This window comes from Methanococcoides sp., assembly GCF_030594565.1.
Lineage (GTDB): Archaea > Halobacteriota > Methanosarcinia > Methanosarcinales > Methanosarcinaceae > Methanococcoides > Methanococcoides seepicolus.
Map to the genome: position 1 here is coordinate 1 of NZ_JAUVEY010000062.1, position 12096 is coordinate 12096.

The window sequence follows — 12096 nt, forward strand, 5'->3', positions numbered from 1 at the left end:
TATCGATATTGATCATATGCGGGATTTAATACATGAGAAATTTATGGAGTGCTCATCAAAAATTAGCTTTGCAAAGAGATGGATTGAAAAGTTTCTTAGTGAAAAACAGAAGTCCAAAATGTTGGGTGTTTGACTATAATTAGCTTTTTATTATTCTCCATTTTAGAAATTTATGATCACAAGCAACTGATAGCAATTCTACCCTTTTTATCTTCAAGCTCATTTTTCGAGTTACTTTTTTTCCATCCGACGATGACTTTGAACATTCGCATCCTCGACATAAGCCCGTAATATTTCAGCAACGCTCCATGCCTGGGAAATACATCCACCTGGCCTGTGTGGGAGATCACCATCAAATATCTCGGAGATACTTCCTATTCCACCCTCATCAAGATGAGATCCAAAATGGAGTAACAATTGCCTGCAATATTCCAGGCTTGAGGGAGATCTGTCGTGCACCTTTGCATATGCAGTAACGAATGGTCCGAGCAGCCAGGGCCAGACCGTGCCGTTATGATATGCACGGTCCCGGGAATCCCTGTCACCCCTGTATCTTCCAATATACTGGCTATCAGCCGGTGACAAGGTCCTCAGGCCATAAGGGGTTAAGAGCTCTTCACCTATCTTTTCAACGATCATTTTCTCCTTTTCAGGATCAAGCATCGTGTAGGGTAGTGATACTGCAAATATCTGGTTCGGCCTGATGGATGCATCTTTACTGACAGACAGATCCTCATTTACGGAAGCGCAATCATAAAGGCACTTCTCCGTCGGGTTCCAGAAAGTTTTAACGAAATTGTTCTTTGCCAATTGAGATATTTCAATATACTGCTTTGTATCCGCACCTACCACTCCCCCCAGCCAGTTGGCAATACAGAGGGAATTATACCACAAAGCGTTTATCTCGCATGCTTTCCCAGCCCTCGGTGTGATCTCCCTATCACCGATCTTCACATCCATCCAGGTAAGCTGACCTTCGTGCTCAATAAGTCCATCTTCATCCATACGGATTCCGTATAGGGTACCTTCAATGTATTTATGGATCACTGACCCAACCGTATCCCACATTGTCTTAACAAATTCGACATCCTTGGTATAGGAATAATATCTCCCAAGGGAATGGATGAACCAGAGGGAAGCATCAACTGTATTATAGTCAGGAGGAGAAAGACCGTCATCTGAAAAACGGTTTGGTATAAGGCCTTCTGAACATTGTTCAGAAAAGGTGGTCAGAATATCTTTTGCATCATTGAACCTTCCTGTTGCAAGAGTAAGTCCCGGAAGCGAGATCATTGCGTCCCTTCCCCAATCCGCAAACCAGTGATAACCTGCGAGGATCGTTTTTGAACTGGTGGAGTTGCGTTGCACGATGAAAGAATCTGCAGCATTGACGAGCTGCTTTGCGAGATCACCAGTCAAATTACAGCGATCTTGCAGAGATCTTTGTCTTGAAAGTTCCCTTTCGTGTTCAGAATTAACAAGTTCAGGATCGAATTCCAGGTTTTTCAGGATAGAATCCGAGGCTACAACATACATTTCACTTACATGGTCCGAGATCTGTCTTTCAAAATGACCAGGGTTATAGAGATCTTCCTGATAAGCTTCCCCTCGTTCACGTTCGAGGCTATATTCTAAATTATAGTACCAGTGTGGTTCCTGACCATATTGCATATTGGATCGCAGATGCAGAAGACCATCATCCGTCCCCAGCTGAACTCCTGTGGTACCATACACTTCACTAAAACTGATATCATCTGCCCTTCTAAGCTGGTGGAAATCCCTGTTGGTCACAAGAGGCAATATACGGAAAACGATGTCCTCATTATCAGGATTTAATAGCTTATACCTGACAATTGTGGTGTTCTGTCCATATATCATGAAGATATTCTTTATCAGCTTAATGTTCCCGATCCTGTACTCAAAGGTTGGTAACGGAGAAGCAGAAAAATGCTCGAGATATTTGAAACCTGAAGGATACACTGTATCGGGATACCTATGGACTGCAAGACGATGGACCACATTCCCAACAATGATCTCTTCATCAAGGGAAGAAAGCAGCACCCTACGGTCAACCGGAGGATTTGCAGAAGCGATTAGGAGACCATGGTATTTTCTTGAATTCTCACCAATAAGAGTAGATGATGCATATCCCCCGATGCCGTTCGTGATCAGCCATTCCCGGGAAATACCAGAAGCAGGATCAAATTCACCATTATATGTTGCATATGGGGACATACGAATTACACCTTGGGATATATTCAGTTCGAACTTGATCTCTTTCACGCTTCTTTTAATTCGTTCAGAAGCAGAGCATTCTCGATAAATAGTGCACAGCTCCAGCCTAAAGGTCTGGCCCATGCAGCTCGCCCAGTGTTCTTATCCACCTGCTCGGATAAGAGACCGGTGCTGGTCGTGCATCTAATTGTCCATTTTATGTATTCAAGTGCCTTATTCACCAGCAGGTCATATTCATCATCCTTATTCCCCAGTGATACGGCAAGAGTGAGCAGGGCACGGGAAAGCCATAATGTTGTCACTACCCATGGATTACCATCTATATAATTGTCATTTTCATAACGTTTTATCCCAAAATATCCATTGACCGGAACCCTGAGAGCACTTTCAGTATGCTCTATCATTGAGAGTATCATGGCCTTTTCATCAGGATCGTTAAGTGAAAGAAGAGCAAAAGGGACGAACGTGCCGATCATGCTCGAATCTACAGTTCTGTGGATATTGTTGTCAATAATACCCCGGGAAAAATAGCCTTCCTTAAGCCACAGTTTCTCAATGGTTTCCCTCCTGACCAGTTCAGCCCTGTCGAACCATTTTTCTGCAAATCTCGGTTCACCATTGTCCTTGGCTAAATGAGCAGCACCTCTTAGACCGGCATAGATAGCAGCATTCGTATAACTGAATATGCCAATTTCGGATTCCCACAGGCACCTGCATGGATCATGAAGACCTTGGGCGGTCCTTCCCATGAGATATTCTGCACCCCCACGCACCGTTTCCCACATGGTTTTAAGAAATTCAGGTCTTTCAGCTACTTCCAGTTTCTGGTAATAGTGATCAATTGCATAAAGCGTTGAACCGGTCTCATCGATCTGCGTGGAATCATCAAAATTGCCCCAGGAAGGAGCTTCTTTCCCATCGAGCCAGTATCTCTGGAACCACGAACCATTAGGAAGTTGTGTTCTTTTGCACCATCCAAAGAACTTTGCCGCAAATTCAGGATAACCGGCATTCAACAGAGCAAGAACGGCTTCCACCGTATCCCGGTTCCAGCAGAACCCATATCCCCCACACATCTCAAAAGCAGGATCGAACTCCGGAGAAGCTACAAATGATCCCTCATAAGGGTCATTCAGTAAGTTCAGAGAAAGTAATGAACGAACGTATAAGCTATGGACCTCTTTTTTGAAAAGGGGATCATCTTCCAGTACAGATAAATCTAAAGCTCGCTTTTTTGATAACCATTGGACTGAGCGATCTTCATATCCATGCATTATGTCAGCAGGGGACTGTTCCAGAACATCAGCCAGCAGGTCGTATATTAACTGCCTTTCTGAAGCGATACCGATCAACAGTGTGATCGTGGTACTTTCACCAGGCAGGAGGTTAAGCTCCCATCCTATCGAATTGTCCAGATCACCAATCTCTTCAACATTTTGCTGGAGTTGTCCATCTTCCATATCACTTCTGGCACTTGCCACCCATCCATTCTCCTGTATCTTACCAACCTGCCACTCCTCAAATCCCGGAGCACTTGCCAGACCAATGTAGAAGTTCTGCATGTATTGAACAAGCAGACCGATATCCGGATCACAGAAAGCAGAGTTTCTCCGATGGGTTTCTCCGGCCTGGAAATTAGAATAATAATAAAATTTGCCACTGATATGCTCTTTTGATGTGATCTCATACTTCCGTACAAGGACCGGCATATCCTGATGCATAAAGTCATGAATTGATACTTCGATGCCGGAAAAATGGGACCGATGGGTTGTGATTACATTCGTATCATCCACATATTCCTGTTTTGAGGTCCATTCAGGAGAATCCGTCCATAGCAGACCCCCATTTATGTAAATGCAGGCTTTGGACTCTCCAATATGTTGAGCCCAATCTCGCCTTGGGTAAAAAAATCCCAGTAGATTGCCTTTCTCACCCATTGATACAAGCAATTTATCATTGCCGAGTATAGCATTTGGATGCCTGATCAAATATATCTCTCCTTTTCAAGATCATTCTTTGTTCATTTCAGCCAGTTTCCTGAAAACACAGGATTTGAAATCCAATAATGCTGCAATGAAATTTATGGCTGCATCATACGGTGATGTATGGATACTGAAATACGAATGTACATCTCCGTCTCCCAACCATTTTGTACTCATGTAGTAATAGTGATCAGATGTAAGCAGATGCCTCCATATGTTGATGAGCTTCGGATCATTCGTTCTTTTCACGTAAGGTCCAAGCCTTTTTGCCTCTTCAAAGCACCTACGCTGCATGTCGTTACCAAGCCATGCACTTGTATCTCTCTCCATATCTGCCCATGAGATCGTGTTAAAGTCCCCGACATCTACCTCTCCTACCGGGTCGTACTTCTCGACGATCTCAGAAGGAGTATTGAACTCAAGACCTTTGTTAAGAACCTCACCAGGTAAAGCCCTGAGGAAATCAAAGATACCGGAGTCGGACCATTGATGCTCACCAAAGGTCTCGTAATCCATGAAGATGTTCATACAATCTCCTTTTTCTGTGGACGCCCAGTGTGCCCACTTGTCAGCAGTCAATGGATACTCTTCCCACCATCTCGCTGAGAAACGATAACCGATATCATCACTCATCTTATAGTTCCTGAGAAGAACGGGTAGGCCACAATCCTTTGCTTTGTAGACATAATTAGGTGAACGGGTGTCCAACAGCTGATCAACGCCTTCTGTAAGTATGGCTTTGTAACCCATGGATGAAACTGTTTCCGCAATACTATTATTGTAAAGGAGTTCTGTATTCCTGAAAACCTGTGGTTTTACACCAAGCAGGTCTGAAGTAAGCTCATGATGTTCCAGGACCTCTTCCCGAAACTCATCCTTGTCATCGAAAAGACCTGCAAGAGAATGATAATTGGTCTCATCGAGAAATTCCACCCGTTTTGAGTCTGCAAGTTGGGTGAAAACGTCAAGTACATCAGGATTCCATTTTTCGCACTGGCTTAGAAGAGTTCCGGTTATTGAAACACTGAACTTGAAATTGCCTTCATGCTGGTCAACGAGCTCTGCTAAGAGAGTCGTGGCTGGAAGGTAGCACTTGCGGGCAACCTTCTCGAAGATACTCCTGTTTATTGCAACATCGAAATACCTTTCAAACCCTTTAGAGTCATCCGGCCAGAACCACTTCAAACGGTACGGTTGATGGAGCTGGAAGTACATACATACGGATTTCATACCTTCACTTCCAGTATTGCACGTTTAAAGTCCGAAATTGCAGAGAAAATATTGACTGCCTTTTCATAACCAATGTTCTGGTTATCAGACCCCATCTCCAGCAATATTTCGCTTTGCTGAAAGTATCGGTAGATACAGTTCAGTTTTTCATATTCAGGAGTACCTTTTATGGACTGGAGGATCTCACCGATCTTTATCAGTTCATGCAGGTACAGGTGCTGCGGGTGATTGCCCATTAAATTATGCATCCCATAGCGAGAAGTGGATTTGTTCATGATAGATGGAAGTTCCTTTGTCTTAAAATTCTTCAAAGCTTCTTCAGGTGTTATCATGGAAATTCCATATTTCTCAAAACTTGCCGGAAGATCGATGAGGAATTGAAGTATATCGCTTCTGTTCTGCTGATGGGAAAGGATGGAACTGTATTTGAAATGTAATGTGGTCACATCGCCTTCCATGTTGGCTATCCATGAAGCAAATTTATCAGCTATCAAAGGATAGCTTATCCATTTCTGATCTGAAAAGCGGATCTCTATATCTTCACTTAAGGGTATGTGACGCAACAACGTCGGTATATGATTATCATAAACCTGGTTTGGATCATTTCCATACAATAGATTCTCCGACCCTTCTGAAATAAGGCACTTGAACTTCATCTCCTTAAGGGTCGTACTGAGCTCCTTTGTAAGTATTAGTTCAGTATTTATGAAGGTACGGGGATTGACATTGAATATCTCCTTGATCTTATCCCGATGCATGGAGACCTGTTCTTTAAATTCCTTATTATCAGGGAAAAGGGATGATATGGAATGATAATAGGGTGATGCTGAAAAGCCGGCACCCCTGTCCTTTAGCTCCTGAAATGATTCTATTACAGCAGGATTCCACTTACATTGATCTAAAAAGATCCCGGATATATCAAAAGTATACTTTGCGCCGTTATCCATGGAATCCAGCAAAGCTTCATTCGTACGAATTATCTCAGGGACATTTTTTTCTAAAGCAGAGTACATTTTGGGCTGATCAAAATATGTTTCAAATTCAGGAGAGCGATAGCCCTCCGATGGCCAGTACCATTTTAGCACACAAGGAAGATGTACTTCTGAACAGATGCAAACCGACTGCATTCCCAAGCCTCCTATTTTATTATATTATTGATGGCATCAGCACTATTGATAGCCATAATTTAGTTTTTGAGAGCATCAAGGTATGCTTCACTTGTATTTTCTGCGATCTTGAGCCAGTTGTATCTGGTCTCTATAAGCTCTTTACCGGTTTTTCTCATGCTACCATTGGAGAGGTCATCAAGCACGTACTTTATGCCCCATGCAATAGAATTTGGATTTTTGTAGACAAGGATACCATCAACGAAATTATTGATTATTTGGACAGCATCTGTTGCAACAATGGTCCTTTCAGCATCCCAGCCTTCAAGAACAACGATCCCAAACGGTTCGTTCCTGCTTGGAATACAGAGAATATCACATGTATTGATCCAGTCCTTGGCTATTTCATCATCCACATATCCCAGGAAATGACAATTATCTGAAACGTTTTCGGCATTTGCAAGAGCTTCACATGGAGGGCGCATTTCACCTTCCCCGATGAAAACAAATTCCGTGTCCCAGCGATGGTCCATCACTTCAGGGATAGCTTCAACAAGCATGTCCGGACCTTTTTGGTAGCTCATCCTTCCTATGAACAGAACAACCGGTGCGAGCGGATGAATACCCAATCTTTCTTTTACTTTACCGGCATCAACATCTTTTTTGATCTTTCCATGGAAGATACCGTTTGGAATGATAGAGATCTTCTCATCGGGTATCTGGTACAGGAACTTGATCTCATCTGTAAGTTGCTGTGATGTAGATATGACCTTCGTAGCCTCATAACCAGCTTTCCATTCCCGATGGGATATTTCCTCGGCTTCCCACCAGTTTCCATGTATGTTACCATTCCGTCCCCATTCGGTACTGTGATATGTGAACATAAAAGGTATACCAAATTCATATTTGATCCTTGAGACCACATTGAAAGGATGCCAGTCATGTGCATGTAATATATCGAACTTGCCATATTCCTTCGTAACATCAAGGAATCTCGAGTACATTGAATCACACATGCTATCCATTTGCTGAACAATGCCTCCTGAGAGAGAATGGTCTACCCGATGGTAGTGAACTCCATTAACCTCTCCATATGGATCCAGTCCATTATTTCTGGTAAATATGTGGACTGAATGTCCTGTCTTCGCAAGAGCTTCAGCAAGTTCGGAAACATGCGGAGCTATACCACCCACTTTAATCGAGTGTAAACTCTCCCAAGAGAACATCCCGATCTTTAAATTTTTCCCCATTTTCTTTCAAATCCAATTAGTTTATAGTATTCATTAAATATTTAGATTAGTACTTAAAAGTATCATTCAGGACCGTCCTGAAAATTACCCTGAAGATATTTCACCGCAGTTTCCGGAGGCATTATATTAATGTATACTTCGGTATTTTTCTCAAAACCCGCTGCCTTCGTTGTAACCGGTTGAAGCTTCAAGTTAAAGTGATATCCAGGTTCATCTCTTAGCTGATAGAACATGTAATTATAAGGAATCTCACCCATATTGTCCCGGAGACATGAGAGAGCAGAACGTATTGCTTTTCCCAGAGAGTCCAAATGGTCCTGATCAAAGCCTGAGATATGATTTATATGCCCCTTAGGCAGGATCCACAGCTCGTACGGGACCTTTGAGCAATAAGGTGCTATAACCATAAAATGCTCATTTTCATATAAGAGTCTCTCACTTTTGCTTTCTTTTTCTACGATGTCACAATAAGGACATCTTGAAAATGATCCTATGGCCTTCATCTCTTCCATTAATAGCGGAGGTTTAATGGGCATCGCTATTAGCTGGGAATGGGTATGTTCCAAAGACGCACCCGCCTTTTCCCCCCAGTTCTTAAACAGTGAAACGTATTCGATCTTATCAAAGGTTTCGTAGTGAATTACACGATCCCGATAGACCTTCATAAGTAATGCCATCTCTTCATCTGAAAGATCAGGGATCATATTCTCATGCGTAGGTGTTTCAACTATAACTTCATGAAAACCATAACCTGGAAATACCTCATGATCTGAATTAACTTCACCTCCATCCGGAGCAAGTGCAGGATAAAGATTTGGCATACAACGCACATCCCATCCTGTTACTCTTGAACTTTCGGAATCTTTCAGAATACTGCCATTTTTATAAACAGCAGTTGCAAGAGGTGTTTTATCTTCTTCCCCGGCACAAAAAACACATTTATTGGAGGCCTTTTCTTTCTTTTCTGCTTTGAACACTGAAGGCCTTTTACTTCTTCCTGGTGCTATTATGCAATATTCATCCAGAAAATAGTGCTTGCGTATCTCTGACATATTCCCCATCATCCCCAATATAGATATATTCAGTTTCTTTTCATAAGAACAATACTTTTTTAACAGGTACAGATCTTATTTTAATTTTGTACCTGTAAGCATCTCGTAGTATTCCTTAGTAGGCTCCTGCCAGTTCATATCCTTAGCAAGGAGATTTGCTTCCTGACAGAGGAAGTTGTATTTTGTCTTGTCATCAGTGTAAGTGTCTATGAAGTAATCCATGGTAAGTGCATAATCTGCTATCGTTTCAAGATAGGCAAGATCGATATTATCAACTACCAGTACCCCACCCATCCCCATCACTAGGCGCTTGGCAGTGCTTAACGCATCACTGAATCCACAAACCTTGCTGACAATGCTGGGTGTTCCTTCCTTTCCAGCTTCAAGACCAGTTAACAGGAAAGGCTCATATCTTGAAGGGAATATGCCGGCAATACAACCAGCCATGAATTCATCGACAGTCATGTTGAAACCGCCATCATGATCTGATAACCACTGGGGGTATAGAACAGCAGAAACATACCTGTCACCATTTGGAAGTTTGGAACATTCAAGTCCCCTGTTCTCGATCATATTTTGGATCCGTAATTCTTCACCGATCAGTATATCTTCATTGAGCATGATCGGGAAATTTTCCGGCAGATTTGTTTTTGGACCATGAGCAGTTATGATGAAACACACGACCCTGTAGTTATTATCAAGCCTACCAGCCTCGACCTCTATCCTTACCATCCTGTCAAGAAGAAGAAGTGAATCCAGCAGGTCAGGATAACCTTTATTTTCAATTTCGATACGTGATATAGAGAATATAGGAATGATCTTTTCCGGTAAAAGCTCTACACTGTGATGCGTATTATAAAGTTTACTGGCAGTTAATTCCTGGATCTTAGTACGGCATTTTAACTTTTTATCCAATAATTCATCGATGTCCTCGATCTCAAGATCGATACCATTCCTCACAACAATGGAATCAATGCCATAGAACAATTTGATCTCTTTTTTTGTAGAATCTCCTACTGCAGTTACAACATCTGCATATGAGGACAGCGACTCAAGAGTTGCCATATTCTTTGGAGTCCCATCACCCAATGAACTATCATTTTCCCGTATTTTTTTAATAGAAAGATGTCCTGCAACTCTTCCCGGAATAGTTGCATGATAGGTTGCAACTGTCTTGATCGTAACACCGGTCTTCTTGAGTCTGGCAATTGCATAAAATACCCCGAACTCGTGGCAGTGCAGTGAAACATACAATGTAGGCATCAAAGAACTGGCAAATTCGGATATCAGTTTATCTTCATAGGCACCGGCAGTCTCTTCCCTGAGAGATACGAGAGTATGAACAAATTCAGATATTGCATATGAAAGATTAAGATAATGCGTATATTCGGTCCTGTTCCCCAGATCCTCAAAGGATAAGGAATCGAGGCCAATGAGGTCATAAGCTTCAGCCTTGATCTTATTTTCCAGACAAATATGTTCGCCTTTATATTCAACGACCACTCTACAAAAATCATTGGTCTTGAACATCAAGTAAACAATTTCTATCTCTTTGACCTTTATTGCTCCAACAACAATTTCAATGCCTTTTACCTTGAGTTCTTCAATGATCATTGAAAGTTCTTCATCGGGAACAAAATCATCAAATTCAGTCATGTCTGTGATACGATTCAGACCTTTGTTCCAATCCGAACCACTATGGCCATAATAAGAACCCACAACGAAGATCCTTGGAGTCGATTCCTCTTCTATGGTACCGTCTTCAAGCATTTGAGCAAGATTCTTTACTTCCGCATCAATAACATTCCATATACCGCCCATCTTATTGGACTTCGGACCAGCTTCTTCACCAGCGATAATAATACATTTACGTTCGATCACCCAGTAAACCCCCGAACTTATTAATTATCTGTAGAATTAGCAGGAACACTATATTAGGTTTTGTAAGAATATCAGCTATGTAGAGATCTCAAACCAAAATAAAAACACGATCTGGCTAAAAAACCTAAATTAAAGCTTTAAACTTACAATATTAATTTTGAATATAAGAATAAGTTTTTATCTGTAAAGGTCAAAATTACTAATATGGATCCCAAACTTTATTTGTATTCCTTTGGGCTCTGGTTGCTTTTCATCATACCTGCTATATTAAATGGCATATCAAGAGGGCTTTATGCACCTTATACTGGTGAACTTCTTGCCACCAGATAAGTTCGGTGATCTTCAGCGTGGCCATATTTACAGTTACCTATATTTTCCTGAAATATTCAGGTGTTTCTGGGACATCCAGGCAGTTCATTTATGTTGGCCTTATGTGGCTGTTCCTGACAATATGTTTTGAATTCCTCTTTGGACACTTTGTCATAGGCCACTCCTGGCATCGCCTGTTATATGATTACAATATCTTCGAAGGACGCATCTGGTTACTTGTGCTGATCGTAACAGCGACATCCCCCTGGCTTGCCAACAAGATCCTGCCCTGAGATACAGCAGCATACCGGGACCAAAGAGAGATGATCCAATAAGAAAATAATATCAGTATTAGATCGCTTTACTCTTTCTTTACTACTTAAAGCAATTTTACGATATCTTCTTCATCCATCTCATTCAGGAAAAGCACCTTGATATGCTTCATTGTTTTGCCTTTAATACACTTCAATTTATCTTACAAATAATTCTTTACTCCGAAACCTTAATAAATGATTAATCCTTATAGATGTGTGCAATGATTAATCGTGACAGATGCCCATTGCCAATATAACCAGGAGGAAGTAAGAAATGGAAACATACTACGCAGGTTCCACAATGGAAGACGAAGACAGTATCCTTGAATGGACAAATAGAGGACTTAAAATTGATGGAAATGGAGCGTTCATTGCCACCCTTACAGTATCCATTGCTCTGATGGCCTTCCTCAGACTTTCATCTTATGCTACCCTCTTCTGAAGTAAAAGAGCCTTCCGTAAGGCCAGAAATTCCTTTATTTCATCAGCTTTTTATTATTCTCCATTCTACAAATTTGTGATCACAAGTAACTGATACTAATTCCGCCCGAAAATGTTCAAATATGTTTCATGGGCTTGCACCTTTTCTACCATATAAGCATAATGTACCGGACCAAGCCCTTTGAAAAAAATGATCAAATGAAAAATGGGTGGTCTCAAATTGAGACCCGAAATTCTGCTTTACTGAGGGTAGGTTGCTGACAAACTTGACCCATCCACATTAAATGTGAACGTTA

The 12096-nt window shown here is 41.6% G+C and carries 9 protein-coding genes; 2 read left to right on the top strand and 7 right to left on the bottom strand.

Annotation, left to right across the window (positions count from 1 at the left end; all coding sequences use genetic code 11):
* Positions 1–231 precede the first annotated feature (231 nt).
* From QAS77_RS06625 to QAS77_RS06655, 7 genes are all read right to left on the bottom strand, one after another.
* Positions 232–2235, bottom strand: a complete 2004-nt coding sequence (locus tag QAS77_RS06625; protein ID WP_305064557.1) for an amylo-alpha-1,6-glucosidase — start codon at positions 2233–2235, stop codon at positions 232–234.
* 44 nt (positions 2236–2279) lie between these two features.
* Positions 2280–4223, bottom strand: coding sequence for a glycoside hydrolase family 15 protein (locus QAS77_RS06630; protein ID WP_305064558.1), 1944 nt, complete (start codon positions 4221–4223; stop codon positions 2280–2282).
* Positions 4224–4244: 21 nt separating this feature from the next.
* Positions 4245–5447, bottom strand: coding sequence for a glycoside hydrolase family 57 protein (locus QAS77_RS06635; RefSeq protein WP_305064559.1), 1203 nt, complete (start codon positions 5445–5447; stop codon positions 4245–4247).
* Complete coding sequence (locus tag QAS77_RS06640; protein ID WP_305064560.1) at positions 5444–6574, bottom strand: glycoside hydrolase family 57 protein; 1131 nt, start codon at positions 6572–6574, stop codon at positions 5444–5446. The genes QAS77_RS06635 and QAS77_RS06640 overlap by 4 nt, the downstream gene beginning before the upstream one ends.
* A 59-nt stretch (positions 6575–6633) precedes the next feature.
* A complete protein-coding gene (locus QAS77_RS06645; RefSeq protein ID WP_305064561.1) occupies positions 6634–7803 on the bottom strand; it encodes a glycosyltransferase family 4 protein in 1170 nt (389 codons plus the stop codon).
* Between the two features lie 62 nt (positions 7804–7865).
* On the bottom strand, positions 7866–8855 hold the full coding sequence (locus QAS77_RS06650) for a galactose-1-phosphate uridylyltransferase (protein ID WP_305064562.1): 990 nt from the start codon (positions 8853–8855) through the stop codon (positions 7866–7868).
* 75 nt (positions 8856–8930) lie between these two features.
* The gene (locus QAS77_RS06655; protein WP_305064563.1) at positions 8931–10736 is read right to left on the bottom strand and encodes a glycosyltransferase; all 1806 of its coding nucleotides are present in this window, start codon (positions 10734–10736) and stop codon (positions 8931–8933) included.
* 347 nt (positions 10737–11083) lie between these two features.
* Between QAS77_RS06655 and QAS77_RS06660 the strand changes: the two genes are divergently transcribed.
* Entirely contained in the window at positions 11084–11338 is a 255-nt protein-coding gene (locus tag QAS77_RS06660) for a hypothetical protein (RefSeq protein ID WP_305064564.1), read from the top strand.
* A gap of 295 nt (positions 11339–11633) precedes the next feature.
* Positions 11634–11801, top strand: a complete 168-nt coding sequence (locus tag QAS77_RS06665; protein WP_305064565.1) for a hypothetical protein — start codon at positions 11634–11636, stop codon at positions 11799–11801.
* Positions 11802–12096: the final 295 nt, after the last annotated feature.